This is a genomic window from Pseudomonas sp. LBUM1652 (assembly GCF_059716105.1).
The window spans coordinates 895,648-922,229 of sequence record NZ_CP166804.1; the positions used below are offsets into that span (position 1 = coordinate 895,648).

Consider the following 26,582-nt stretch of genomic DNA (forward strand, 5'->3'; position numbering starts at 1 on the left):
CTTGAGACTGTAGAGAGAAGCCCCTCGAGGGCGGCCCCGAACCCGGCGGCCCCTTCGAGACTTCAGAAATCGATCAAGACGGCTTGCCGACTGACCTGCGGATTTGAGTGACAAACCCATGCCAAAACGTACAGACATTAAAAGCATCCTGATTCTCGGCGCTGGCCCGATCGTTATCGGCCAGGCCTGCGAATTCGACTACTCCGGCGCCCAGGCTTGCAAAGCCCTGCGCGAAGAGGGTTATCGCGTCATCCTGGTGAACTCCAACCCGGCCACCATCATGACCGACCCGGACATGGCTGACGCCACGTACATCGAGCCGATCAAGTGGCAGACTGTTGCCAAGATCATCGAAAAAGAACGTCCGGATGCCGTGCTGCCTACCATGGGCGGCCAGACCGCTCTTAACTGCGCCCTGGATCTGGAGCGCGAAGGCGTTCTGGAGAAGTTCGGCGTGGAAATGATCGGCGCCAACGCCGACACCATCGACAAGGCTGAAGACCGTTCGCGTTTCGACAAGGCGATGAAATCCATCGGCCTGGCGTGCCCGCGTTCCGGTATCGCCCATAGCATGGAAGAAGCCAACGCGGTTCTCGAAACCCTGGGCTTCCCGTGCATCATCCGTCCGTCCTTTACCATGGGCGGCACTGGCGGCGGTATCGCTTACAACCGCGAAGAGTTCGAAGAAATCTGCGCACGTGGTCTGGACTTGTCGCCGACCAAAGAGCTGCTGATCGACGAATCGCTGATCGGCTGGAAAGAATATGAAATGGAAGTTGTCCGCGACAAAAAGGACAACTGCATCATCGTCTGCTCGATCGAAAACTTCGACCCGATGGGCGTGCACACCGGTGACTCGATCACCGTGGCTCCGGCTCAGACCCTGACCGACAAGGAATACCAGATCCTGCGTAACGCCTCTCTGGCGGTACTGCGCGAGATCGGCGTCGAGACCGGCGGTTCCAACGTGCAGTTCGGTATCTGCCCTGACACTGGCCGTATGGTCGTGATCGAAATGAACCCGCGCGTATCGCGTTCCTCGGCGCTGGCTTCGAAAGCCACCGGTTTCCCGATCGCCAAAGTCGCGGCCAAACTGGCTGTGGGTTACACCCTCGACGAACTGTCGAACGACATCACCGGCGGCAAGACCCCGGCGTCCTTCGAGCCGTCCATCGACTACGTCGTCACCAAGCTGCCGCGCTTCGCCTTCGAGAAGTTCGCCAAGGCTGACGCACGCCTGACCACTCAGATGAAGTCGGTGGGTGAAGTCATGGCCATCGGCCGTACTTTCCAGGAATCCCTGCAGAAAGCCCTGCGCGGTCTGGAAGTGGGCGTTTGCGGTCTGGACGAGAAACTCGACCTGAGCAACCCGGAAAGCATGAGCGTGCTCAAGCGTGAGCTGACTGTGCCGGGCGCCGAGCGTATCTGGTACGTGGCCGACGCTTTCCGCGCCGGCATGACCGTCGAAGAAATCTTTGGCATGAACATGATCGACCCGTGGTTCCTGGTGCAGATCGAAGATCTGATCAAAGACGAAGAGAAGGTCAAGACCCTCGGTCTGTCCGCTATCGACCGCGACCTGATGTTCAAGCTCAAGCGCAAAGGCTTCTCCGATCAGCGTCTGGCCAAGCTGCTGGGCGTCACCGAGAAAAACCTGCGTACTCACCGCCACAAGCTGGATGTGTTCCCGGTCTACAAGCGCGTTGACACCTGCGCGGCCGAGTTCGCCACCGATACCGCTTACCTGTACTCGACTTACGAGGAAGAGTGCGAAGCTGCGCCGTCCGGTCGCGACAAGATCATGATTCTGGGCGGTGGTCCAAACCGTATCGGTCAGGGTATCGAGTTCGACTACTGCTGCGTTCACGCTGCGCTCGCTCTGCGCGAAGACGGTTACGAGACCATCATGGTCAACTGCAACCCGGAAACCGTTTCCACTGACTACGACACTTCTGACCGTCTGTACTTCGAGCCGGTAACCCTGGAAGACGTGCTGGAAATCGTTCGTGTCGAGAAGCCGAAAGGCGTGATCGTCCAGTACGGTGGCCAGACTCCGCTGAAACTGGCTCGTGCCCTGGAAGCCGCCGGTGTGCCGATCATCGGCACCAGCCCTGATGCCATCGACCGCGCCGAAGACCGTGAGCGCTTCCAGCAAATGGTTGAGCGTCTGAACCTGCGTCAGCCGCCAAACGCCACCGTGCGTAGCGAGGACGAAGCGATCCGTGCCGCCAGCAAGATCGGTTATCCGCTGGTCGTGCGTCCGTCCTACGTACTGGGCGGCCGGGCGATGGAAATCGTTTACGAAGAAGAAGAACTCAAACGCTACTTGCGTGATGCGGTGAAAGTGTCGAACGACAGCCCTGTGCTGCTCGACCACTTCCTCAACTGCGCCATCGAGATGGACGTTGACGCAGTCTGCGACGGTACTGATGTCGTGATCGGCGCGATCATGCAGCACATCGAGCAGGCCGGCGTTCACTCCGGTGACTCCGCGTGCTCGCTGCCGCCGTACTCGCTGCCGCTGCATATCCAGGACGAGATGCGCGAGCAGGTCAAGAAAATGGCCCTGGAGTTGGGTGTTGTCGGCCTGATGAACGTGCAATTGGCGCTGCAAGGCGAAGACATCTACGTCATCGAAGTCAACCCGCGCGCTTCGCGTACCGTGCCGTTTGTCTCCAAGTGCATCGGTGTTTCCCTGGCGATGATCGCGGCTCGCGTGATGGCCGGTAAAACCCTGAAAGAAATCGGCTTCACCAAAGAAATCATTCCGAACTTCTACAGCGTGAAAGAGGCGGTCTTCCCGTTCGCCAAATTCCCTGGCGTTGACCCGATCCTCGGCCCAGAGATGAAGTCGACCGGTGAAGTGATGGGTGTCGGCGACACCTTCGGTGAAGCATTCGCCAAGGCCCAGATGGGCGCGAGCGAAGTGCTGCCGACCGGCGGTACTGCGTTTATCAGTGTGCGCGACGATGACAAACCGCTGGTTGCAGGCGTGGCCCGTGATCTGATCAACTTGGGCTTCGAAGTGGTTGCCACTGCCGGTACTGCCAAGCTGATCGAAGCTGCAGGCCTGAAAGTGCGCCGTGTGAACAAGGTGACCGAGGGTCGTCCGCACGTGGTCGACATGATCAAGAATGACGAAGTCACGCTGATCATCAACACCACTGAAGGTCGTCAGTCGATCGCTGACTCTTACTCCATTCGCCGTAATGCCTTGCAGCACAAGATTTACTGCACCACCACCATTGCGGCGGGCGAAGCTATCTGTGAAGCGCTGAAGTTCGGTCCGGAAAAGACCGTGCGTCGCTTGCAGGATCTACACGCAGGATTGAAGGCATGATCAAGTACCCAATGACCGTCCAGGGCGCGAAAGCCCTGGAAGAAGAACACGCTCACCTGACCAAGGTCGTCCGTCCGAAGCTCAGCCAGGACATCGGTACGGCCCGCGAGTTGGGTGATTTGAAGGAAAACGCTGAATACCATGCCGCCCGCGAACAGCAAGGCATGGTCGAAGCGCGGATTCGTGACATTGAAGGCCGGATTCAGAATCAGGTCGTTATTGATGTCACAACAATTCCTCACACCGGCAAAGTGATTTTCGGTACTACCGTGGAAATCGCTAACGTCGAGACGGATGAAAGCGTCACTTACCACATCGTGGGTGAGGATGAGGCTGACTTCAAACTCGGCAAGATTTCGGTCGGTTCGCCTCTGGCCCGCGCCTTGATCGGCAAGGAAGAGGGCGACGTGGTTGCCGTGAAAACGCCAAGTGGCGTTATCGAGTACGAGATTGTCGAAGTCCGTCACATCTGAAACCGGGCGCCCGCTGCATGCGGGCGCCATGCTTTGGCAGCTGACCCAGATGCTGTGGGTCGGTGGTCTCTGGTTGATTCATTTCGGTTTGCAGCCGGTGTTGGGCAGGATTGGCCTGGCGCCGCTGCTGATCGATGAAGTCGCCAGTGCATTTGAAGTGCTGGTGGTGGGTTTTTCCGCCGCATGCGTTATTTTTCAGGCTTTGGTGCTGGTACAGGCCGAGGGCCTTGGCAGTCTATGGCGGGATTTTCGCGGGCAGGTGCTGTTGATGGCGTTGTATGCGTGCGCGATGTTTATCGCAGTACGAATCGGCTGGCCGGATGCGCAGCGCTGGCAGGTGTTCAGTTATCTGGTTCTGGGGTTTTCCGGGCTGGTGCTGGTGATGCAGCCGGTGCCGGGATGGAGTGGCAGGGTGCGCGAAGCACACCCTTGACCCTTTTCATCACTTGAAGCGATGAACGTTCGACAGTTGCTTGTTGGCGCTGAAGTTCTTGCGGTAAACCAGTGCCATCTTGCCGATGACCTGTACCAGATCCGCTTTGCCGACCTTGCACAGCTCTGCAATGTGCGCGAGGCGTGACTCGCGATCGAGGATGTTGAGCTTGATTTTGATCAGCTCGTGATCCGCCAAGGCGCGTTCAAGTTCGGCTAGCACACCTTCAGTCAAACCGTTGTCAGCCACAGTCAAAACCGGTTTCAGGTGATGGCCAATGGATTTGTACTGTTTCTTCTGCTCTGGAGTGAGCGGCATAATCTGACCCTTTCGTCTGGATTCTGTAAAATGGCGGCCATTTTACCCGAGGGTTCGTGGATCCGCCCAATTAATCACGACCCTTATCATCGAGGTGCCCAATGGCGCGTTCCAAGACAAGCCTTGGTTGGCTGAAAAGACATGTCAATGATCCTTACGTGAAGCAGGCGCAGAAGGATGGCTACCGCTCGCGTGCGAGTTACAAGCTTCTGGAAGTCCAGGAGAAATACAAGCTGATCCGCCCTGGCATGAGCGTTGTCGACCTCGGGGCTGCGCCCGGTGGCTGGTCGCAGGTTACCAGTCGGCTGATCGGTGGTCAGGGGCGTCTGATCGCTTCGGACATCCTGGAAATGGACAGCATTCCGGACGTGACTTTTATCCAGGGTGACTTCACCGAAGACGCAGTGCTCGCGCGGATCCTTGAAGCTGTGGGTAATTCGCAGGTTGACCTTGTGATTTCCGATATGGCCCCCAATATGAGTGGTACGCCTGAGGTGGACATGCCAAAAGCCATGTTTCTTTGCGAGCTGGCGCTTGATCTGGCGGAACGAATACTCAAGCCGGGTGGAAATTTCGTGATCAAGATTTTTCAGGGCGAAGGGTTTGATGTTTACCTGAAGGATGCTCGTCGGAAATTCGACAAGATCCAGATGATCAAGCCTGACTCTTCCCGTGGCAGTTCCCGCGAGCAATACATGTTGGCTTGGGGCTACCGCGGTCGCAGTGAATAAAACGAGGTTTTTGTGCGGGGTGATAGGTTTTTCGTATTTTGCCCTGCGTGCATAAGCGAATATTGTGTAGAAAGTGTTTCACAAAGGGTTACAGACGGCGCCTGCCAGAGTTGTAGGTAATGTAGTAAGTTAGGCCGGTGAATATCATGCGAAGCGCGCGCCAGTAGCGGAGCTTGCTTCAGAGGGTAGTTAATTGAACGATATGGCAAAGAATCTGATCCTGTGGTTGATCATCGCGGCTGTCCTGGTGACAGTGATGAACAACTTCTCCAGCCCTAACGAGCCGCAGACCCTCAACTATTCCGACTTCATCCAGCAGGTCAAGGATGGCAAGGTCGAGCGCGTAGCGGTTGATGGCTATGTGATTACCGGCAAGCGCAACGATGGCGATAGCTTCAAGACCATTCGTCCGGCGATTCAGGACAATGGCCTGATCGGCGACCTGGTCGACAACCATGTTGTGGTCGAAGGCAAGCAGCCTGAGCAGCAAAGCATCTGGACCCAGCTTCTGGTGGCCAGCTTCCCGATCCTGGTGATCATCGCGGTGTTCATGTTCTTTATGCGCCAGATGCAGGGCGGCGCCGGTGGCAAGGGCGGGCCGATGAGCTTTGGCAAGAGCAAGGCGCGTCTGCTGTCCGAAGATCAGGTGAAAACCACTTTGGCTGACGTTGCCGGTTGCGACGAAGCCAAGGAAGAAGTTGGTGAGCTGGTTGAGTTCCTCCGTGATCCGGGCAAGTTCCAGCGTCTGGGCGGTCGCATTCCTCGCGGTGTGCTGATGGTGGGCCCTCCGGGTACCGGTAAAACCTTGCTGGCCAAGGCAATTGCCGGTGAAGCCAAGGTGCCTTTCTTCACCATCTCCGGTTCCGACTTTGTTGAAATGTTCGTGGGTGTCGGCGCGAGCCGCGTTCGCGACATGTTCGAGCAGGCCAAGAAGCACGCGCCATGCATCATCTTCATCGACGAAATCGACGCCGTCGGTCGTCATCGTGGCGCCGGTATGGGTGGTGGGCACGACGAGCGTGAGCAGACCCTCAACCAGTTGCTGGTTGAGATGGACGGCTTCGAAATGAATGACGGCATCATCGTAATCGCTGCGACCAACCGTCCTGACGTACTCGACCCTGCATTGCTGCGTCCGGGCCGTTTCGACCGTCAGGTCGTGGTCGGTTTGCCGGATATTCGTGGTCGCGAACAGATCCTCAAGGTTCACATGCGTAAAGTGCCAATGGGCGACGACGTTGCTCCGGCCGTTATCGCTCGCGGTACTCCGGGCTTCTCCGGTGCCGACCTTGCCAACCTGGTCAACGAAGCCTCGCTGTTTGCGGCTCGCGCCGGCAAGCGCATCGTCGAGATGAAAGAGTTCGAGCTGGCCAAAGACAAGATCATGATGGGCGCCGAGCGCAAATCGATGGTCATGTCCGAGAAAGAGAAGCAGAACACTGCTTACCACGAAGCTGGCCACGCCATTGTTGGTCGTGTTGTGCCTGAGCATGATCCGGTCTACAAGGTTTCGATCATTCCGCGCGGTCGTGCGTTGGGTGTGACCATGTTCCTTCCGGAAGAAGATCGCTACAGCCTGTCCAAGCGTGCGTTGATCAGCCAGATCTGCTCCCTGTATGGCGGCCGTATTGCTGAGGAAATGACCCTTGGCTTCGATGGTGTGACCACGGGTGCTTCCAACGACATCATGCGTGCCAGCCAGATTGCGCGGAACATGGTGACCAAGTGGGGCCTGTCGGAAAAACTCGGTCCGCTGATGTATGCCGAAGAAGAGGGTGAAGTATTCCTTGGTCGCGGCGGCGGTGGCCAGGCTGCAAGCTTCTCCGGTGAGACAGCCAAACTGATCGACTCCGAAGTGCGCAGCATCATTGATCAGTGCTACGGCACTGCCAAGCAGATCCTCACGGACAACCGTGACAAGCTTGATGCCATGGCTGATGCGCTGATGAAGTACGAAACGATTGATGCCGAGCAGATCGACGACATCATGGCTGGTCGTCCGCCTCGCGAGCCTCGCGACTGGTCGGGAGGCACTGGTACGCCGCCGCCTCCGGTTGTTCAGGATGAGCGTCCGGAAACACCGATTGGCGGTCCGGCTGCTGACGTTTAAGGTTTTTAATGACTTCTGTACAGTCCCTGACCCGGTTGCCTTGCGGCAACCGGGTTCTTGATTTGGCCCGGACGCATGTCATGGGTATTCTCAATGTCACTCCCGATTCGTTCTCCGATGGCGGCCGCTACAGCCAACTCGACGCGGCCTTGCGCCATGCCGAGTCTATGGTTGCGGCTGGTGCGACGCTGATCGATGTGGGTGGTGAGTCCACTCGTCCCGGCGCGCGAGCGGTTTCGCCGCTGGAAGAGCTAGAACGCGTGGCGCCAATCGTTGAGCTGATCAATCGCGAACTCGATGTAATTATCTCGGTAGATACGTCGACCCCCGCCGTGATGCGCGAAACTGCGCGGCTGGGCGCGGGTTTGATCAACGATGTGCGGTCGCTCCGGCGCGATGGCGCACTGGATGCGGCGGCGGCAACGGGTTTGCCGGTCTGCCTCATGCATATGCTCGGTGAGCCGGGTGATATGCAGAACAATCCGCAGTATCAGGATGTCACGCGGGAAGTGGGTGAGTTTCTCGCTGAGCGCATGGCTCAATGTGCGCTGGCGGGTATCCCCGCAGACCGGATCGTTCTCGATCCGGGCTTTGGCTTCGCCAAAACCCTGCAGCACAATCTAAGCTTGTTCAAGCATATGGAAGCCCTGCATGCGCTGGGCCGGCCATTGCTGGTCGGTGTTTCACGCAAGAGCATGATCGGCCAGGCGCTTAATCGCCCGGTAGGTGAGCGTCTGCATGGTGGTCTGGCACTCGCGGCACTGGCATCTGTCAAAGGCGCGCGTATATTGCGCGTCCATGATGTAGCGGAGACGGTGGACGTGGTGAGAATGATCGCGGCCGTCGAATCAGCCGAATAAGAATGATGGAGCACTTATGAGCAAGAAATACTTTGGTACTGACGGCATTCGTGGCCGAGTCGGGGTATACCCGATTACTCCTGACTTCATGCTTAAACTCGGTTGGGCTGCTGGCATGGCGTTCCGCAAGATGGGCGCGTGCAAGGTGCTGGTCGGCAAGGACACGCGAATCTCCGGCTACATGTTCGAATCGGCCCTTGAGGCTGGCCTGACATCGGCAGGTGCTGATGTGATGCTGCTCGGCCCGATGCCGACGCCGGCGATTGCTTACCTGTCGCGCACGTTCCAGGCTGAGGCCGGAATTGTAATAAGCGCTTCGCACAATCCGCACGATGATAACGGCATCAAGTTCTTCTCCGGTAAAGGCACCAAGCTGCCGGATGAGCTGGAGCTGATGATTGAGGAGTTGCTCGATACGCCAATGACCGTGGTTGAGTCGAGCAAGATCGGCAAGGTTTCGCGAATCAACGATGCGTCCGGTCGTTACATTGAATTCTGCAAGAGTAGCGTGCCGACAGGGACCAACTTTTCCGGTCTCAAGATTGTCATCGACTGCGCCCACGGTGCTACCTATAAAGTTGCCCCAAGCGTTTTTCGTGAGCTTGGCGCGGAAGTTGTCGTGTTGTCGGCCCAGCCCAATGGTCTGAACATCAACGACAACTGTGGCTCAACCCATATGGGGCAGTTGCAGGCGGCCGTCCTGGCTGAGCACGCTGATCTGGGCATCGCTTTTGATGGCGATGGCGATCGGGTTCTGATGGTCGATCACACTGGCACAATCGTTGATGGTGATGACTTGTTGTTCATCATTGCGCGTGATCTGCATGAGCGTGGCAAGTTGCAGGGTGGCGTGGTCGGTACTCTGATGAGTAACCTCGGTCTGGAATTGGCCCTCGCTGAACTTTCGATTCCATTTATTCGTGCCAATGTCGGCGACCGCTATGTGATAGCCGAGTTGCTGGAGCGCAATTGGCTGGTCGGTGGTGAGAACTCGGGGCACATCGTTTGCTTCAATCACACCACGACTGGCGATGCGATCATCGCTGCACTGCAGGTGCTGATGTCGCTCAAGACGCGTAATCAAGGTCTGGCGCAAGCCCGGCAAGCACTGCGCAAGTGCCCTCAGGTGCTGATCAATGTGCGTTTTGGTGGTGGCGAAAGCCCGCTGGAGCATCCGGCTGTCAAGGAAGCCAGTGCGCGTGTAACCCAGGCAATGGCGGGGCGCGGCCGTGTGCTTTTGCGCAAGTCTGGCACAGAGCCTCTGGTGCGCGTAATGGTCGAAGGCGAGGATGAAGCTCAGGTTCGCAGTTACGCCGAAGAACTGGCAAAACTGGTAACTGAAGTTTCTGCCTGATTCGGCTTGCAAGCCATGATTGTGTTGGGTAACATCTGCGCCCACTTTGACCGACGAGGTACAGCATGCGTCGCCCTATGGTAGCTGGTAACTGGAAGATGCACGGTACCCGCGCCAGCGTCGCTGAGCTGATCAACGGCCTTCGTCATCTGGCCTTGCCTAGCGGTGTTGATGTCGCGGTATTCCCGCCTTGCTTGTATATCAATCAAGTGGTTGATGGCTTGAAAGGCAAGTCGATTACGGTCGGCGCGCAGAACTCTGCGGTGGAATCCATGCAAGGTGCGTTGACTGGTGAGATTGCGCCGAGTCAGTTGGTGGATGCAGGTTGTTCCCTGGTACTTGTCGGGCATTCCGAACGCCGTCAGATAATGGGCGAGCGAGACGCAATGCTGAATCGCAAGTTCGCAGCGGCACAGGCATGTGGCTTAATCCCGGTGTTGTGCGTAGGGGAGACCCTCGAGCAGCGCGAAGCTGGTAAAACTCTTGAGGTTGTCGGGCGTCAGCTGGGCAGCATCATCGAGGAGTTGGGTGTAGGTGCCTTTGCCAAGGCAGTCATTGCTTACGAGCCTGTCTGGGCCATTGGTACCGGACTGACTGCAACGCCGCAACAGGCTCAGGATGTGCATAAAGCCATTCGTGAGCAGTTGGCGGCAGAGAATTCTGAAGTCGCACGAGGTGTGCGGCTTCTATACGGCGGCAGCGTGAAGGCGGCCAATGCGGTCGAACTGTTCGGCATGCCGGATATCGATGGGGGGCTCATTGGTGGGGCTTCCCTGAATGCAGATGAGTTCGGTGCGATCTGTCGCGCCGCGGGAAACTGAAAAAATGCTGGAAACAGTCGTAGTCGTTTTTCATCTGCTGGGTGCATTGGGCGTAGTTGCTCTGGTTTTGCTGCAGCAGGGTAAAGGTGCGGATGCTGGTGCGTCTTTCGGAGCAGGTGCTTCAAATACTGTGTTCGGAAGCCAAGGTTCCTCTACCTTTCTTAGTAAGTTTACTGCTATACTTGCCGCCGGTTTCTTCATAACCAGCCTGGGGTTAGGTTACTTTGCTAAAGAGAAGGCTCATCAGCTGACTCAAGCAGGATTGCCAGATCCAGCAGTGTTGGAAGTACCTAAGCAACAACAACCGGCTTCTGATGATGTACCGGTGCTTCAAGAGCAAAAGTCGGCTACTCCAGCGACTGACGTACCTCCAGCTCAAGAGCAGAAGTAAGAAGGGTTTCAAAAGTAGTTTTGCCGAGGTGGTGGAATTGGTAGACACGCAACCTTGAGGTGGTTGTGCCCATAGGGTGTAGGGGTTCGAGTCCCCTTCTCGGTACCAATTAGTCAGGAGAGCCCGCTGTTGCGGGCTTTCTTGCAGGTGGAAGGTTACATTGACCCTATAAGGGATCGGTCGTATACTTCCGCCCCAGCTTTGTCGCGGGGTGGAGCAGTCTGGTAGCTCGTCGGGCTCATAACCCGAAGGTCGTCGGTTCAAATCCGGCCCCCGCAACCAGTTTTAGGAGCCCCTTTTAAGGGGCTTTTTGTTAGCTGGACACTTTCAACGCCGCTGTTCGACGGCGTTTCAAGGATGGGCGTTATGCCCATTTTTTTATTTTGCATAGCATGCACATATCATGCACTAGGGGGTTCAGGTGTCGAGCAAGCTAGAAGAGTTGCAGGCCTTGCTGGCCCCGGTGGTCGTGGCCCTAGGCTATGAATGCTGGGGTATCGAGTTTTCGGCTCAAGGTCGTCACTCGATGTTGCGCGTTTATATCGATAAAGAGGGTGGCGTGCTGGTGGACGATTGCGCCATTGTCAGCCGTCAGATCAGCGGTGTTCTGGATGTTGAAGATCCGATCTCTGTTGAATACACCCTCGAAGTTTCCTCGCCTGGCATGGAGCGCCCACTGTTCACTATTGAGCAGTTTGCAAAATTTGCCGGTGAACAAGTGAAGATCAAGCTGCGCTCGCCTTTTGAAGGTCGACGCAACTTTCAGGGCCTTCTGCGCGGTGTAGAAGAGCAGGACGTCGTGGTGCAGGTAGATGACCATGAGTTCCTGTTGCCGATCGATATGATCGACAAGGCCAACATTATTCCCAGTTTTGACTGAGACGCGGATCCCGCGGATCCAATGGCTTGCGAAAGGCGAGGCGTACGATGAGCAAAGAAGTACTGCTGGTTGTTGAGTCGGTATCCAATGAAAAGGGCGTACCGGCAAGCGTAATTTTTGAAGCGCTGGAGCTGGCCCTAGCCACTGCTACCAAAAAGCGTTTTGAAGACGAAGTTGACCTGCGTGTGGAAATTAACCGCCACACCGGTTCTTACGAAACTTTCCGTCGCTGGACGGTCGTCGAAGAGAATGATCTCGACGATCCGGCTATCGAAACCTGGCCAACCAAGGTTGCCGAAACGCATCCTGGTGCCAAGGTTGGCGACGTCGTTGAAGAAAAAATCGATTCTATCGAGTTCGGCCGCATTGCTGCGCAGACTGCGAAGCAAGTCATCGTGCAGAAAGTGCGTGAAGCCGAGCGCGCTCAAGTGGTTGACGCCTATCGCGAGCGCCTGGGAGAAATCATCTCCGGCACCGTGAAGAAAGTCACCCGCGACAACGTGATCGTCGATCTGGGCAATAACGCTGAAGCGTTGCTGGCCCGTGAAGACATCATCTCTCGCGAAACCTTCCGTGTCGGCGTGCGTCTGCGTGCGCTGCTCAAGGAAATCCGCACCGAGAACCGAGGCCCGCAGTTGATCCTGTCGCGTACCGCGCCGGAAATGCTGATCGAGCTGTTCCGCATCGAAGTGCCGGAAATTGCCGAAGGCCTGATCGAAGTAATGGCTGCGTCCCGTGATCCGGGTTCGCGCGCCAAGATCGCCGTTCGCTCGAAGGACAAACGCATTGACCCGCAGGGCGCTTGCATCGGTATGCGCGGTTCGCGCGTCCAGGCAGTGTCGGGTGAGTTGGGCGGTGAGCGTGTTGATATCGTCCTGTGGGACGACAACCCGGCTCAGTTCGTAATCAACGCCATGTCCCCGGCCGAGGTTGCGGCAATTATCGTTGACGAAGATGCCCACGCCATGGACATCGCCGTTGGCGCAGACAATCTGGCTCAGGCCATCGGTCGTGGTGGTCAGAACGTGCGTCTGGCAAGCCAGTTGACTGGCTGGACCCTGAACGTGATGACCGAATCGGACATCCAGGCTAAGCAGCAAGCAGAAACCGGCGACATCCTGCGCAACTTCATCGACGAGCTGGAAGTCGACGAAGATCTGGCACAGGTGCTGGTAGATGAAGGCTTCACCAGCCTGGAAGAGATTGCCTACGTACCGTTGGAAGAAATGCTCAACATCGACGGCTTTGACGAAGACACCGTCAACGAGCTTCGCGCTCGTGCCAAGGATCGTTTGTTGACCAAAGCCATCGCTACTGAGGAAAAGCTGGCAGACGCCCATCCGGCCGAAGACCTGCTCTCGCTTGAGGGTATGGACAAGGATTTGGCGATGGAACTGGCGGTGCGCGGCGTAATTACCCGCGAAGACCTGGCCGAGCAGTCTATTGACGATCTGCTCGACATCGACGGCATTGACGATGATCGTGCCGGCAAGTTGATCATGGCCGCCCGAGCCCATTGGTTCGAGTAATTAGGCGCGGCCTGAGGAGAGAAGTGCATGACGCAAGTCACGGTGAAACAACTGGCCGATGAGGTCAAAACACCGGTAGAGCGCCTGTTGCAGCAGATGCGTGAGGCAGGTCTGCCGCACACCGCCGCCGAAGAAAATGTGACTGACAGTGAGAAGCAATCCCTGCTGACTCACTTGAAGAGCAGTCACAAGGCGAAAGTGGAAGAACCACGCAAGATCACGCTGCAGCGTAAAACCACCAGCACCCTGCGTGTGGCTGGTAGCAAAAGCATCAGCGTAGAAGTTCGCAAAAAGAAAGTTTTCGTACAGCGCAGCCCGGAAGAAATCGAAGCCGAGCGCAAGCGTGAACTGGATGAGCGTCGCGCAGTAGAAAATGCTACGCGCCAGAAGGCTGAAGAAGAAGCCAAGCAGCGCGCCGAAGAAGAAGCGCGCCGCCAGCCTGCTGCTGCGCAAGCCGCTACTAACGACGCCGCTTCGGCGCCGGCCGCAGTTGCTGAGCCAGTACGCGAAAGCGCACCGGTAGCCGCTGCTCCAGCACCGTCTGCTGACGTTCGTAACAAGCAGAACGAACAGCGCCGTCCGGACAAACCACGTGCCGATGACAACAATCGTCGCAGTGGCGGTGGTGATGGCGAGCGTAAAAACGCTCCGCATCGCGCATCGGTCAAAGAGAAAGCGCCAGCACCACGTGTCGCGCCACGTACTACCGACGAAGAAAGCGATGGCTTCCGTCGTGGTGGTCGCGGCAAGGCCAAGCTGAAGAAGCGCAACGCTCACGGTTTCCAGAGCCCAACCGGCCCTGTCGTGCGTGATGTGCAGATCGGCGAGACCATCACCGTTGGCGATCTCGCCAATCAGATGTCGGTCAAGGCTGCTGAAATCATCAAGTTCATGTTCAAACTGGGTACTCCAGCGACCATCAACCAGGTGCTTGATCAGGAAACTGCTCAGCTGGTAGCCGAAGAGTTGGGCCACAAAGTGACCTTGGTCAGCGACACCGCTCTGGAAGATTCCCTGGCCGAGTCCCTGAAGTTTGAAGGTGAGTCGTTCTCCCGTGCACCAGTCGTGACCGTAATGGGCCACGTTGACCACGGTAAGACCTCGCTGCTCGACTACATCCGTCGTGCCAAGGTTGCTGCTGGCGAAGCCGGCGGTATCACCCAGCACATCGGTGCGTACCACGTTGAAACCGAACGCGGCATGGTCACTTTCCTCGACACCCCGGGTCACGCCGCGTTTACCGCAATGCGTGCCCGTGGTGCCAAGGCGACCGACATCGTGATTCTGGTCGTTGCAGCCGATGACGGCGTAATGCCGCAGACCATTGAAGCTGTTCAGCACGCAGTAGCGGCTGGCGTTCCACTGGTGGTTGCAGTGAACAAGATCGACAAGCCGGGCGCTGATCTTGATCGCATCCGTAGTGAGCTGTCGGTTCACGGCGTGACGTCGGAAGAGTGGGGCGGTGATACGCCGTTCGTACCGGTTTCGGCGAAAGTCGGTACTGGCGTGGACGAACTGCTCGAAGCTGTTCTGCTGCAAGCCGAGGTTCTCGAACTGAAAGCGACCCCATCGGCTCCTGGCCGTGGTGTTGTGGTTGAATCGCGTCTCGACAAAGGTCGTGGCCCGGTTGCAACCGTTCTGGTTCAAGACGGTACCCTGCGCCAAGGCGACATGGTTCTGGTCGGTTCGAACTATGGCCGCGTTCGCGCCATGCTCGATGAGAACGGCAAGCCAATCAAGGAAGCCGGTCCTTCCATCCCTGTCGAGATCCTCGGCCTGGACGGTACCCCGGACGCTGGCGACGAGATGAGCGTAGTTGCAGACGAGAAGAAAGCCCGTGAAGTGGCTCTGTTCCGTCAAGGCAAGTTCCGCGAAGTCAAACTGGCTCGCGCTCACGCCGGCAAGCTGGAAAACATCTTCGAAAACATGGGTCAGGCAGAGAAGAAGACGCTCAACATCGTCCTCAAATCCGACGTCCGTGGTTCGCTGGAAGCTTTGCAGGGCGCTCTGAATGGCCTGGGCAACGACGAAGTGCAAGTGCGGGTAGTCGGCGGCGGTGTCGGTGGTATCACCGAATCCGACGCTAACCTGGCACTGGCTTCCAACGCTGTACTGTTTGGCTTCAACGTGCGTGCCGATGCTGGCGCTCGCAAGATCGTCGAGCAGGAAGGTCTGGATATGCGTTACTACAACGTGATCTACGACATCATCGAAGACGTCAAGAAAGCCCTGACCGGTATGCTCGGCAGCGATGTTCGCGAGAACATCCTGGGTATCGCCGAAGTGCGTGACGTGTTCCGTTCGCCGAAGTTTGGCGCGATCGCAGGCTGCATGGTGATCGAAGGTGTTGTGCACCGTAACCGTCCGATCCGTGTACTGCGTGAAGACATCGTTATCTTCGAAGGCGAGCTGGAATCCCTGCGCCGCTTCAAGGATGACGCTTCCGAAGTACGTGCCGGCATGGAATGCGGTATCGGCGTGAAGAGCTACAACGACGTCAAAGTCGGTGACAAGATCGAAGTCTTCGAGAAGGTTCAGGTTGCTCGCAGCCTCTAACTCGCGCACTTCAAGGGCCACGTCGAGCCGCCGCATGCAGATGCGCGCCACGGCGTCAGGACTCTAAACGCAACGCCCGGTCTGGCTTTTGTCAGGCCGGGCGTTTGCCGCTTTCAGACCTTGCGGGTTTCACCGTGGGGCAGTAACAGGTAACAAGTCATGGCAAAAGAATACAGCCGTACCCAACGTATCGGCGATCAGATGCAGCGTGAGCTGGCCCAGCTGATCCGTCGTGAAGTCAAAGATCCGCGCGTCGGCCTGGTCACCATTACCGCTGTGGAAGTCAGCCGTGACGTCGGTCACGCAAAGATTTTCATCACCGTAATGGGGCAGGACAATGCTGAAGATATCGCGCAAAGCATCAAGGTCCTGAATGCCGCCGCGGGTTTCCTGCGTATGCAACTGGCCCGCGAAATGAAGCTGCGAAGCGTGCCGCAATTGCACTTCCACTACGACGAATCCGTCGTGCGGGGTGCGCACCTGTCGGCCCTGATCGAGCGCGCCGTTGCTGAAGACAATCAGCACCCGGCAGTTGCTGAACCTGAAGACACCAAGGAGTAATTCGGTGGCTCAGGTCAAACGTATCCGTCGTAACGTCAGCGGTATCATCCTGCTCGACAAGCCGCTGGGGTTCACCTCCAACGCCGCGTTGCAGAAGGTTCGCTGGTTGCTCAACGCCGAGAAGGCCGGGCACACCGGAAGTCTCGATCCTCTGGCCAGCGGTGTGTTGCCGTTGTGCTTCGGCGAAGCGACCAAGTTTTCGCAATACCTGCTCGATTCCGACAAGGCTTATGAAACCCTGGCGCAACTGGGCAAGACCACCACCACGGCGGATGCCGAAGGTGAGGTTTTGCAGGAACGCCCGGTGACCGTTGGTCGCGCCGATGTCGAGGCTGTCTTGCCGAAATTTCGCGGCCAAATCAGTCAGATACCGCCGATGTACTCGGCGCTCAAGCGTGATGGCCAGCCGCTGTACAAGCTGGCCCGTGCAGGCGAAGTAGTGGAGCGCGAACCGCGTTCTGTTACTATTGCGCGCTTGGAATTACTGGCCTTCGAAGGCGATACTGCGCGACTTGCGGTGGATTGCAGCAAGGGCACCTATATTCGCACCCTCGTGGAGGATATCGGTGAGCAACTCGGTTGTGGTGCGTACGTCGCAGAATTGCGCCGTACCCAGGCCGGGCCTTTCACCCTGGCGCAGACCGTGACCCTCGAAGAGCTCGAAGCGGTACATGCCGAAGGCGGCAACGAAGCGGTCGACCGCTTCCTGATGCCATCGGACAGCGGCCTGCAGGATTGGCCGCTGTTGCACTTCTCGGAAGCGAGCGCGTTCTACTGGCTCAACGGCCAGCCGGTACGTGCCCCGGATGCTCCGAAGTTCGGCATGGTGCGGGTACAGGATCACAATGGTCGCTTCATCGGTATCGGTGAAGTGAGCGAAGACGGGCGTATCGCGCCACGTCGCTTGATTCGGTCAGAATGACCGGAACCGGCCTGTGTAACAGCAGGTCGGCGAGTGTGGCTGTTAACAGGCACGGTCACGACTCATTTATAGATACAGGGATTTGTCCCTGGCCTGTTGAAGCTGTTTCCCTGAAACAGTTTCCTGATAAAAGGATTGCCTCATGGCTCTCGACGTTCAAGAAAAAGCTCAAATCGTTGCTGACTACCAGCAAGCTGTTGGTGACACTGGTTCGCCAGAAGTGCAAGTTGCACTGCTGACCCACAACATCAACAAACTGCAAGGTCACTTCAAGGCCAACGGTAAAGATCACCACTCCCGTCGTGGTCTGATCCGCATGGTAAACCAGCGCCGTAAGCTGCTGGACTACCTGAAAGGCAAGGATCTGGGTCGTTACCAGACTCTGATCGGTCGCCTGGGTCTGCGTCGCTAATCAGCGATTGCGCTATGAGGTTGGTTGTCTGTCAGGCGTCAGCGGTTTACCGCTGGCGCCTTGCAGGCTCCCAGCCTCAAGTTTTATCTGGATACACGTTTTACCCTGGACAGGCGTTGGGCCGATTCCCGACATTGCCCAAGAATTTCGCAAGAAACCAGTTCCCCCAAGAGCCACAAAGAAGGTAGGACACCGTGAACCCGGTAATCAAAAAATTCCAGTTCGGTCAGTCGACCGTTACCCTCGAGACTGGCCGTATCGCCCGTCAGGCCTCCGGCGCAGTATTGGTCACCGTTGACGACGACGTCAGCGTATTGGTGACCGTTGTTGGTGCCAAGCAAGCCGATCCGGGCAAGGGCTTCTTCCCTCTGTCCGTTCACTACCAGGAAAAGACTTACGCTGCCGGTAAGATCCCTGGCGGTTTCTTCAAGCGTGAAGGCCGTCCCTCCGAGAAAGAAACCCTGACTTCCCGACTGATCGACCGTCCGATCCGTCCGCTGTTCCCAGAAGGCTTCATGAACGAAGTGCAGGTTGTCTGCACCGTCGTTTCCACCAGCAAGAAGACCGATCCGGACATCGCTGCGATGATCGGTACCTCGGCAGCCCTGGCCATCTCGGGTATCCCGTTCGACGGCCCGATCGGCGCCGCTCGTGTCGCTTTCCACGAAAGCACCGGCTACCTGCTGAACCCGACCTACGAGCAGCAAGCTGCCTCGAGCCTGGACATGGTCGTTGCCGGTACTTCCGACGCTGTGCTGATGGTTGAATCGGAAGCCAAAGAGCTGACCGAAGACCAGATGCTGGGCGCGGTACTGTTTGCTCACGACGAGTTCCAGGTTGTGATCAACGCCGTTAAAGAACTGGCTGCTGAAGCTGCCAAGCCAACCTGGACCTGGGCTCCTGCGCCAGAAGCTACCGAACTGCTGAACGCAATCCGTTCCGAGTTCGGCGAAGCGATCTCCCAGGCTTACACCATCACCATCAAGGCCGACCGTTACGCTCGCCTGGGTGAGCTGAAGGATCAGGTGGTTGCCAAGCTGTCCGGTGAAGAAGGCCAGCCTTCGTCCAGCGAAGTCAAAGCTGCATTCGGCGAAATCGAATACCGCACCGTTCGCGAAAACATCGTAAACGGCAAGCCACGTATCGACGGCCGCGACACCCGCACTGTACGTCCGCTGAACATCGAAGTCGGCGTTCTGCCGAAGACTCACGGTTCGGCCCTGTTCACCCGTGGCGAAACCCAGGCTCTGGTAGTCGCGACTCTGGGCACCGCCCGTGACGCACAGTTGCTGGACACCCTGGAAGGCGAGAAAAAAGACCCGTTCATGCTGCACTACAACTTCCCTCCGTTCTCGGTGGGCGAGTGTGGTCGCATGGGTGGTGCTGGTCGCCGTGAAATCGGTCACGGCCGTCTGGCCCGTCGTTCGGTTTCGGCCATGTTGCCTGCCGCTGACGTGTTCCCGTACACCATCCGCGTGGTTTCGGAAATCACCGAATCGAACGGTTCGAGCTCGATGGCTTCCGTTTGCGGCGCGTCCCTGGCCCTGATGGACGCTGGCGTACCGATGAAGGCACCGGTTGCCGGTATCGCGATGGGTCTGGTTAAGGAAGGCGACAAGTTCGCAGTCCTGACCGACATCCTCGGCGACGAAGACCACTTGGGCGACATGGACTTCAAAGTAGCCGGTACCGCCAAAGGCGTGACCGCGCTGCAGATGGACATCAAGATCAAGGGCATCACCGAAGAGATCATGGAAATCGCTCTGGGCCAAGCCCTGGAAGCGCGCCTGAACATCCTCGGTCAGATGAACCAGATCATCGGCCAGTCGCGTACCGAACTGTCGGCCAACGCTCCGACCATGATCGCGATGAAGATCGACACCGACAAGATCCGTGACGTTATCGGTAAAGGTGGCGCGACCATCCGTGCGATCTGCGAAGAAACCAAGGCTTCGATCGACATCGAAGACGACGGTTCGATCAAGATCTTCGGCGAAACCAAGGAAGCGGCTGAAGCAGCTCGTCAGCGCGTTCTGGGTATCACTGCTGAAGCCGAGATCGGCAAGATCTACGTCGGCAAGGTTGAGCGCATCGTCGACTTCGGCGCATTCGTCAACATCCTGCCGGGCAAGGACGGTCTGGTTCACATCTCGATGCTGAGCGACGCTCGTGTTGAGAAAGTGACCGACATCCTGAAAGAAGGCCAGGAAGTGGAAGTGCTGGTACTGGACGTGGACAACCGCGGCCGTATCAAGCTGTCCATCAAAGACGTGGCAGCGGCCAAGGCTTCGGGCGTTTAATCACCCGAACGCTTTAGCGCAATAAAAATGCCCCACCGTGGAAACGGTGGGGCATTTTTTTGTCTGCTGTAAAGCAACAGTGCCCCAGTCAAGTTGCCGGAGTCCAGGACCGGTGCTAGGTTTAGCCCACCGCCCGTGTAGCTCAGCCGGTAGAGCAGCGCACTCGTAACGCGAAGGTCGCAGGTTCGATTCCTGTCTCGGGCACCACCTCCGCAATTTCACCCTCCGATTCATGTTCCGCAGGTCAGCTTTTTGTGCAAGAGATGTAAAGAGCCGTGTAATTCGTCATGCAAACGTCCTATATTCGGTGCCTGCATGAGCATCGCTTAGCAGTTTTCAGATGATCCCGAATGGTTCCGAAGGCCGGGCTAACCGCGTCAGAGAGATCCTTGATGATCCAGATCCATCTTCCATTCCTAAGATCAGCGAGAACGCCATGACCGCGAAAGAATTGACCCAAGAAGCAACACACGAAGAAGCACTCAAAAAGTATCTCCTGGAGTCGCCTCAGTTGGCTGCAGAGATCAAAGACTTGAGTGCCGATGATCAGAAAGACCAGATCCAGTGGGCATTCGAAGATGAAGCCGAGGCCCAGGGTTTGCAGCCGTGGGAACTGACGCTCAAGTACACCAGCACGCCTGAAGAGTTCGAGGCTCAGCGTCTCGTATTGCACAAAGAGGCTGCCGACGTACTGGGCGTCGAGTGGGAAGAGTACTGCGAGATGAACAATCTGGTGGTTTGAAAAAAAAACGCCAGCCTCAACCAGGCTGGCGTTTTTTATGGCGTGCAGTCTTCAGAGGCTCAGACGCATCGACAGATCCACCGCCTTCACATCCTTGGTCATCGCACCAATCGAGATGTAATCCACTCCGGTTTCGGCGATCGGCAACAGTGTGCTTTCGTTGATCCCGCCGCTGGCTTCCAGTTTGGCCTTGCCGCCGTTCAGGCGCACCGCTTCGCGCATGTCGTCCAGGCTCAGTTCGTCGAGCATGATGATGTCGGCGCCGGCCGCCAGAGCTTCTTTCAGCTCATCCAGGCTTTCCACTTCGATTTCCACCGGTTTACCCGGGGCAATCCTGTGCGCGGCTTCAATGGCTTGCGCAATGCCACCGCTGGCAGCGATGTGGTTTTCCTTGATCAGAAACGCGTCGTACAGGCCGATGCGATGGTTGTGGCAGCCACCGCAGGTCACGGCGTATTTCTGCGCCAGACGCAGGCCTGGCAGGGTCTTGCGGGTGTCGAGCAGCTTGACCTGGGTTTCGGCGACGAAGTCCGCCAGATACTGCGCGCGGGTTGCCACGCCCGAGAGTAATTGCAGGAAGTTCAGGGCGCTGCGTTCACCGGTCAACAGCGAACGGGCCGGGCCTTCCAGGTGAAACAGTGGCTGATTGGGTTTGACCCGCTCGCCATCGACCACTTGCCAATGCACCGCCACACGCGGATCGAGCTGGCGAAACACCGTATCTACCCAAGCAGTGCCGCAGATGACGGCGTCGTCGCGCGTGATGATGGTGGCTTTGGCCAGGCGTTCGGCCGGGATCAGTTGCGCGGTGATGTCGCCGCTGCCGATGTCTTCGAGCAACGCACGGCGCACGTTGGCTTCGATTTCGGCGGTCAAATCGGCGAGACGTAGATTCGGCATAACGGGCTCCACAAACAAAGTGATTCGATTATAGGGGCATGGCACGAGCCAACCCAAGGCGATAACTCGCCTGCTTGATTGCATTTGGTCGATTTTCTTTGAGCAAACAGTGTTCGCACGTGGTCAGTGGAAGGTGTCCGGGGCATAGGGGAAACCCTGACGCCTATGGCGCCGGGGATAACTTTTGCAAGATAATTCGCCTTGCGTTTGACGTCATAGCTTTGACGTTGCCATCGATGTTGCTGATCAACGAAAGAATCACCGTTTCAGGAGGCTTGGATGCACAAAGACGGGAAAGTAGTGCCTTTGCACAAGGCCGCTACCGATCAGGCGAATCATTCGCCGCTCGCCCGCCTGCCTGTGATTCTGCTTCAGGTTCGCGACAAGGCTGCTCAGCAATTGCGCCACGGTCTGCAGGAGCTGTTCGACAACGCCGACGACACCCTGTTCGAAATGGCCGACCGGGCGCGCAACGACGTCGAACAGAACATTTTCTTCGAAGCCATGCGCGACCTGCGCCTCAAGCGCAAAAACATCGAGCGCGGCTTTCTTGAGCAGTTCTTCGAGGCTTTTGTCGGCCTCACTCAAAACGATTCTGCGCACAACGCGCTTCCGCGCACTTTGCTATACGAAGAATCCGCGCCGCGCACCGATGACATGGAGCGCAATGTGGCCGTAGAGACCATGGTCGGCCGCGTGCTCAAGCGTGATGGCTTCGCGCTCGATCAACTGACCGCGCGTCTCAGTGCATTGCTCGGCAATCCCCTCCACGACCAGCACAACCCGCTCGGTCCGGCGCTGCTCTGTGAATATTTCCTTCAGGCCGGGCGCAACCTGGGCGTGGAGATCAAGGTCAAGCTGATCCTGCTCAAACTGTTCGAACGCTATGTATTGGCGGACACCGAACAGTTGTATGCCGAAGCCAATCAGTTGCTCAGCGCCACCGGCGTGTTGCCCGAATTGAAACCGGTGCCCGCGCGCCGCGCTATCGATCGCGCAGTGGCCGACGTGAACAGCGAAGAAAGTAACGATCCGCCGCCAGCAGACGAAGGTGTGCAGGAAGTCTTTGCCGCGTTGCAGGAGTTGCTGTTGCACGTGCGCGGCAGCGTTGCGCCGATTCTGGAGTCGAGCGCTGCGGCTCAACCCATCTCCACCCGCGACCTGCTGCGCCTGCTCTCGCACTTGCAGCAATATGTGCCGGCGCTTGCTTCACAGGACGACTTCGACCTGCGTAACCAACTTGAACAACTGCTTACGCGGGTCAGCGTCAAAAGTGGCAAATCGCGGATCGTCGGCGGCGCTGATGAAGACGTGATCAACCTGATTGCCATGGTGTTCGACTGCATTCTTGACGATCGCAATGTCCCGGACTCGCTCAAGGCACTGATCGCCCGTTTGCAGATTCCGATGCTCAAGGTGGCGGTGCTCGACAAGAGTTTCTTCAGTCGCAGCAGCCATCCGGCGCGTCGCTTGCTCAATGAAATTGCCGAAGCGGCGATGGGTTGGGGTGATTGCGACGGTGAGACGCGTGACAGCTTGTACCTGCGAATCGAGCAGGTGGTGCAGCGCTTGCTCACAGACTTTATCGATGATCCGGCGATTTTTTCCGAATTGCTCGCCGACTTCCTCGCCTTCACCAGTGATGAACGCCGTCGCAGCGAGTTGCTCGAACAGCGTCTGCGGGACGCCGAAGAAGGTCGGGCGAAAACCGAGCTGGCCCGTCGACGGGTCGAGCAAGCTTTGAATCAGGCACTGTTGGGCAAAGTCCTGCCACCGTCGGTGGTGACATTCGTCCAGAACGCCTGGAGCAAAGTGCTGCTGCTGACTGGTCTCAAGCATGGCGAGCAGTCTGCCGAGTGGCAGGCTGATGTGCAGACTCTGGAACAACTGATCTGGAGTGTGCAGCGTCATGACGATACCGAGTCCGGCATGCGTTTGTTGGCGCTGGTACCGGGGTTGCTGAAATCGCTGCGTGATGGTTTGAGCAGATCGGCATTCGATCCGTTTGCCACCAGCGAATTCTTCAGCGAGCTGGAAGCGCTTCACGTACGGGTGCTTGAACCTTCAACTGTGGCCGATGAAGCGGCGCCGGCGCTGATCGAGGTGTCGCAGCAGATCCGGTTGCAAACCTCAGATGAAGGCGTGATGGCGCTGGCATCGGCGCGCTCGTCCCGCGACGAAGCAGGCCTGCAACAGGTCGATCAACTGCGTATGGGCAGTTGGGTAGTGTTTCAGGAAGAAGATGAACACACCCTGCGCTGCAAACTCGCGGCGATCATCGACGTCACCGACAAATACGTCTTTGTCGACCGCACCGGGATGAAAGTGCTGGAGCGCAGCCGCATCGGATTGGCCCTTGAATTCCAGCGCGGTGCGGTACGCGCGCTCGATGACACCCTGCTGTTCGACCGCGCGCTGGAGTCGGTGCTCGGCAATCTGCGACGACTCAATCGCGCCAAGTGATCGCGCGCCGGGGGCCGATCACGGCATACTGGGCGCCAACACAGTCGGCGTTGAAGGAATCGGTATGCAGTTGGATCCCGCTAGCGGGTGGTGTCACGGGGTGCAGGCCTGCCCATCGCCCAACTTCAATGAACGCCCTGCGGGCGAAATTTCCCTGTTGGTGATCCACAACATCAGCCTGCCACCAGCGCAGTTCGCCACCGGCAAGGTGCAGGAATTTTTCCAGAATCGTCTGGATGTCACCGAACATCCCTACTTTGCAGGGATTGCCGACCTGCGGGTCTCTGCGCATTTTCTGATCGAACGTGACGGCAAGGTCACCCAGTTTGTCTCCTGTCTTGAGCGGGCGTGGCATGCGGGCGTGTCGATGTTCGAGGGGCGCGAAACCTGTAACGATTTTTCTGTGGGCATCGAGCTTGAAGGCACCGATGATCTGCCGTTCACCGACGCGCAGTATCAGGCGCTGACCGTGCTGACCCGCCAGTTGCAAAGCGCATTTCCGGCCATCACCGGCGCACGTATTTGCGGACACAGCGACATTGCACCCGGGCGCAAGACCGATCCTGGCCCGGCATTCGACTGGGCGCGTTACCGCGCGGCCCTGGCACAAGAGGAAGGACAATGAGTTTTCTGGTGTTACTGCTGGCGGTCTGGATCGAGAAATTCTCGGCCTTGCGCCATCGGGTTCAACGCGATGGCGGATGGATCCGCGAACTGAACAAACTCGAAAGCAGCGAGCGTCTGGCCAAACAGCCCTGGCTGGTGCTGACGATTCTGGTGTTGCTGCCGTTGGCGTTGCTGGGTCTGTTGCTGGTTGTGCTGGAACCCGTGGCATACGGCCTGCTGGCCCTGCCGGTGCATTTGCTGGTGGTGATTTACAGCCTGGGGCGTGGTGACTTGCTCGGCGGGCTCGGGCCGTTCCGCGATGCCTGGCGGCGCGAGGATCTGCAAGCGGCGGCGCATGTGGCCAAGCGTGATCTGGATATCTGTGCCGACAGCGGCGAGCAATTGCTCGACCGGGTGCAGGGGCATCTGTTGTGGCAGGCCTACCAGAGCTTCTTCGCGGTGATCTTCTGGTATTTCGTGCTCGGCCCGGTGGCGGCCCTGGCCTATCGCTTGTTGGCGCTGGCCGAAGAGCACGGTCAGAACCCGGCGTTGGTCGAGCGTGCCGCGCAACTGCGCCACGCCTTCGACTGGGTGCCTGTGCGCTTGCTGGCGGCGAGTTTTGCGTTGGTCGGCAACTTCGTCGCGGTCAGCCGAGTGATGCTGCATGAGTTGCTGAACTGGAACATCAGTGCTGCGCAACTGATCAACAAGGTCGGATTGGCAGCGGGGGAGATCCCGGCTCCTGCCGTTGGGCCTGAAGGCATCAACACCCTCGATTGCCTGTGGGAATTGCTGCTGCGCGCGGCGGTGCTGTGGTATGCCGGGTTTGCCTTGTGGACGGTGCTGATTCACTGATTGATGGTGCCGAGGGAGCAAACTCCCTCGGCACACGCCACCGTTAACCTTAAGTTACAAAACCTCCCTCCGATTTGAGCTATACAGAGATAGCGCCCGATGGTGGCTATCTGCTGTCTCTGCGCGCCTGCCAATAAAAACAAGAAAAACCAAGGGAGACTTCCAGTGAAGAGCTTGCTCTATCCCGCCGTCTCGCTGATGAACCGTCTGAGCTTCGGCATGAAGTTCAGCCTGATCAGCGTGCTGTTCCTGGTGCCGATGCTGGTGACCAATTTCTATCTGGTGCGCGATTCCTATCGCGAATTTCAGGGCACCCGCGTCGAGCTGCAAAGCCTCGAACTGCTGGGCAGCAGCCTGAGCCTGCGTCGGGATCTGGAAACCCTCAACAACCTGGTGCAGATCAACGTCACCCTCGGCCAGTCCGGCAAGGCTGGCAATGTCGAAGCGCAGATCACCACCCTCGAACAAGCTGTTCTGGCGCGCCTGCAAGGGCTGACGGCAATGACCGTCGATCCTGAGCAGATCAAAGTGTTTGACGGTAAACGCGATGAAATGATTGCCGCGTTCAAAGCCCAGCAAGCGGAAAACTCCCTGCAAAGCAAAAGTGCCTTGATCGGCAAGTTGCTGGCCAGTGCGCAGATTTTCAGCCAGATCATCACCGGTCAGGCTGGCCTGAGTCGCGACAATCAGGGTGACATCCGTCAGCTCAGCGAACTCGTTACCTTGATAACACCGGCCGTTACCCAGACCCTCGGCGAAGGCCGGGCGATGGGGTCGTATTCGCTGGGGCAGGGTTTTCTCAACAGTTCGTCGAGCACCCGTTTTGATGAGCTGCTGGTGCAGATCGAAAAGCTTCAAGCTGAATATGGCCTGAAGCTTCAAGACGCCCTCGGTTCCAGCAAAGCGGCGCACGAAACACTCAGCGCTCAGGCCGAGACGAGTAAAGCGTCGCTTAAACAGGCCAGCGAATTGTTCGAAGAGCAAGTGGTGATGGCCGACACCCTCGACGCACCGTGGCAGGCCTT

The 26,582-nt window shown here is 57.7% G+C and carries 22 protein-coding genes and 3 tRNA genes; 23 read left to right on the forward strand and 2 right to left on the reverse strand.

Annotated features, from left to right (window positions below):
- The first annotated feature begins 118 nt into the window (after positions 1–118).
- The 3 genes from carB to ACA069_RS03945 are packed head-to-tail and all read left to right on the forward strand — an operon-like array spanning position 119 to position 4,246.
- Entirely contained in the window at positions 119–3,340 is a 3,222-nt protein-coding gene (carB, locus tag ACA069_RS03935) for a carbamoyl-phosphate synthase large subunit (protein ID WP_187676711.1), read from the forward strand.
- Positions 3,337–3,813, forward strand: a complete 477-nt coding sequence (gene greA / locus ACA069_RS03940) for a transcription elongation factor GreA (protein WP_187676712.1) — start codon at positions 3,337–3,339, stop codon at positions 3,811–3,813. Before carB ends, greA begins: the two co-directional genes overlap by 4 nt.
- A gap of 28 nt (positions 3,814–3,841) precedes the next feature.
- Positions 3,842–4,246 carry an MFS transporter gene (locus ACA069_RS03945; RefSeq protein ID WP_489879263.1) on the forward strand — a complete coding sequence of 135 codons (405 nt, stop codon included), beginning with the start codon at positions 3,842–3,844 and terminating at the stop codon, positions 4,244–4,246.
- A gap of 9 nt (positions 4,247–4,255) precedes the next feature.
- On the opposite strand, the gene ACA069_RS03950 is transcribed toward ACA069_RS03945, so the two are convergent.
- A complete protein-coding gene (locus ACA069_RS03950; RefSeq protein WP_016771761.1) occupies positions 4,256–4,564 on the reverse strand; it encodes a YhbY family RNA-binding protein in 309 nt (102 codons plus the stop codon).
- Between the two features lie 101 nt (positions 4,565–4,665).
- Here ACA069_RS03950 and rlmE point away from each other — a divergent pair, with 101 nt between their 5' ends.
- The 17 genes from rlmE (at position 4,666) to ACA069_RS04035 (ending at position 20,733) form a co-directional block, all read left to right on the forward strand.
- Positions 4,666–5,295 carry a 23S rRNA (uridine(2552)-2'-O)-methyltransferase RlmE gene (gene rlmE, locus ACA069_RS03955; protein ID WP_401272055.1) on the forward strand — a complete coding sequence of 210 codons (630 nt, stop codon included), beginning with the start codon at positions 4,666–4,668 and terminating at the stop codon, positions 5,293–5,295.
- Between the two features lie 202 nt (positions 5,296–5,497).
- Positions 5,498–7,405, forward strand: coding sequence for an ATP-dependent zinc metalloprotease FtsH (gene ftsH / locus ACA069_RS03960; RefSeq protein WP_489879283.1), 1,908 nt, complete (start codon positions 5,498–5,500; stop codon positions 7,403–7,405).
- Between the two features lie 8 nt (positions 7,406–7,413).
- Positions 7,414–8,265: a dihydropteroate synthase gene (gene folP, locus ACA069_RS03965; protein WP_401272057.1), complete on the forward strand. Its 852-nt coding sequence runs from the start codon at positions 7,414–7,416 to the stop codon at positions 8,263–8,265.
- A 16-nt stretch (positions 8,266–8,281) separates the two neighbouring features.
- Positions 8,282–9,619, forward strand: coding sequence for a phosphoglucosamine mutase (gene glmM / locus ACA069_RS03970; protein ID WP_489879262.1), 1,338 nt, complete (start codon positions 8,282–8,284; stop codon positions 9,617–9,619).
- A 65-nt stretch (positions 9,620–9,684) separates the two neighbouring features.
- On the forward strand, positions 9,685–10,440 hold the full coding sequence (gene tpiA, locus ACA069_RS03975; RefSeq protein WP_497616392.1) for a triose-phosphate isomerase: 756 nt from the start codon (positions 9,685–9,687) through the stop codon (positions 10,438–10,440).
- A 4-nt stretch (positions 10,441–10,444) separates the two neighbouring features.
- Positions 10,445–10,831 carry a preprotein translocase subunit SecG gene (gene secG / locus ACA069_RS03980; RefSeq protein WP_027610782.1) on the forward strand — a complete coding sequence of 129 codons (387 nt, stop codon included), beginning with the start codon at positions 10,445–10,447 and terminating at the stop codon, positions 10,829–10,831.
- 22 nt (positions 10,832–10,853) lie between these two features.
- A tRNA-Leu gene (locus tag ACA069_RS03985) sits at positions 10,854–10,939 on the forward strand.
- 97 nt (positions 10,940–11,036) lie between these two features.
- A tRNA-Met gene (locus ACA069_RS03990) sits at positions 11,037–11,113 on the forward strand.
- A gap of 139 nt (positions 11,114–11,252) precedes the next feature.
- Positions 11,253–11,711, forward strand: coding sequence for a ribosome maturation factor RimP (gene rimP, locus ACA069_RS03995; RefSeq protein ID WP_305441326.1), 459 nt, complete (start codon positions 11,253–11,255; stop codon positions 11,709–11,711).
- A 47-nt stretch (positions 11,712–11,758) separates the two neighbouring features.
- Positions 11,759–13,240, forward strand: a complete 1,482-nt coding sequence (nusA, locus tag ACA069_RS04000) for a transcription termination factor NusA (RefSeq protein WP_187676719.1) — start codon at positions 11,759–11,761, stop codon at positions 13,238–13,240.
- 27 nt (positions 13,241–13,267) lie between these two features.
- Complete coding sequence (gene infB / locus ACA069_RS04005; RefSeq protein WP_187676720.1) at positions 13,268–15,796, forward strand: translation initiation factor IF-2; 2,529 nt, start codon at positions 13,268–13,270, stop codon at positions 15,794–15,796.
- Between the two features lie 159 nt (positions 15,797–15,955).
- Positions 15,956–16,357 (forward strand): 30S ribosome-binding factor RbfA, encoded by a 402-nt coding sequence (rbfA, locus tag ACA069_RS04010; protein WP_095191053.1) that lies wholly within the window; start codon positions 15,956–15,958, stop codon positions 16,355–16,357.
- A 4-nt stretch (positions 16,358–16,361) separates the two neighbouring features.
- Complete coding sequence (gene truB, locus ACA069_RS04015) at positions 16,362–17,279, forward strand: tRNA pseudouridine(55) synthase TruB (protein ID WP_187676721.1); 918 nt, start codon at positions 16,362–16,364, stop codon at positions 17,277–17,279.
- A gap of 142 nt (positions 17,280–17,421) precedes the next feature.
- Positions 17,422–17,691, forward strand: coding sequence for a 30S ribosomal protein S15 (gene rpsO / locus ACA069_RS04020; RefSeq protein WP_003177875.1), 270 nt, complete (start codon positions 17,422–17,424; stop codon positions 17,689–17,691).
- A gap of 194 nt (positions 17,692–17,885) precedes the next feature.
- Positions 17,886–19,991: a polyribonucleotide nucleotidyltransferase gene (gene pnp, locus ACA069_RS04025; RefSeq protein WP_187676722.1), complete on the forward strand. Its 2,106-nt coding sequence runs from the start codon at positions 17,886–17,888 to the stop codon at positions 19,989–19,991.
- A 131-nt stretch (positions 19,992–20,122) separates the two neighbouring features.
- Positions 20,123–20,198 (forward strand) — tRNA-Thr (locus ACA069_RS04030).
- Between the two features lie 229 nt (positions 20,199–20,427).
- Entirely contained in the window at positions 20,428–20,733 is a 306-nt protein-coding gene (locus ACA069_RS04035) for a DUF6388 family protein (RefSeq protein ID WP_497616396.1), read from the forward strand.
- A 51-nt stretch (positions 20,734–20,784) separates the two neighbouring features.
- On the opposite strand, the gene nadC is transcribed toward ACA069_RS04035, so the two are convergent.
- Positions 20,785–21,633 (reverse strand): carboxylating nicotinate-nucleotide diphosphorylase, encoded by an 849-nt coding sequence (nadC, locus tag ACA069_RS04040; protein WP_489879259.1) that lies wholly within the window; start codon positions 21,631–21,633, stop codon positions 20,785–20,787.
- Between the two features lie 279 nt (positions 21,634–21,912).
- On the opposite strand from nadC, the gene ACA069_RS04045 reads away from it, so the two are divergent.
- The 3 genes from ACA069_RS04045 (at position 21,913) to ampE (ending at position 25,557) form a co-directional block, all read left to right on the forward strand.
- On the forward strand, positions 21,913–24,096 hold the full coding sequence (locus ACA069_RS04045) for a DUF1631 domain-containing protein (RefSeq protein ID WP_497616398.1): 2,184 nt from the start codon (positions 21,913–21,915) through the stop codon (positions 24,094–24,096).
- A gap of 64 nt (positions 24,097–24,160) precedes the next feature.
- The gene (gene ampD / locus ACA069_RS04050) at positions 24,161–24,721 is read left to right on the forward strand and encodes a 1,6-anhydro-N-acetylmuramyl-L-alanine amidase AmpD (protein ID WP_187676726.1); all 561 of its coding nucleotides are present in this window, start codon (positions 24,161–24,163) and stop codon (positions 24,719–24,721) included.
- On the forward strand, positions 24,718–25,557 hold the full coding sequence (gene ampE, locus ACA069_RS04055; RefSeq protein WP_489879257.1) for a regulatory signaling modulator protein AmpE: 840 nt from the start codon (positions 24,718–24,720) through the stop codon (positions 25,555–25,557). The genes ampD and ampE overlap by 4 nt, the downstream gene beginning before the upstream one ends.
- The last annotated feature ends 1,025 nt before the right edge of the window (positions 25,558–26,582 follow it).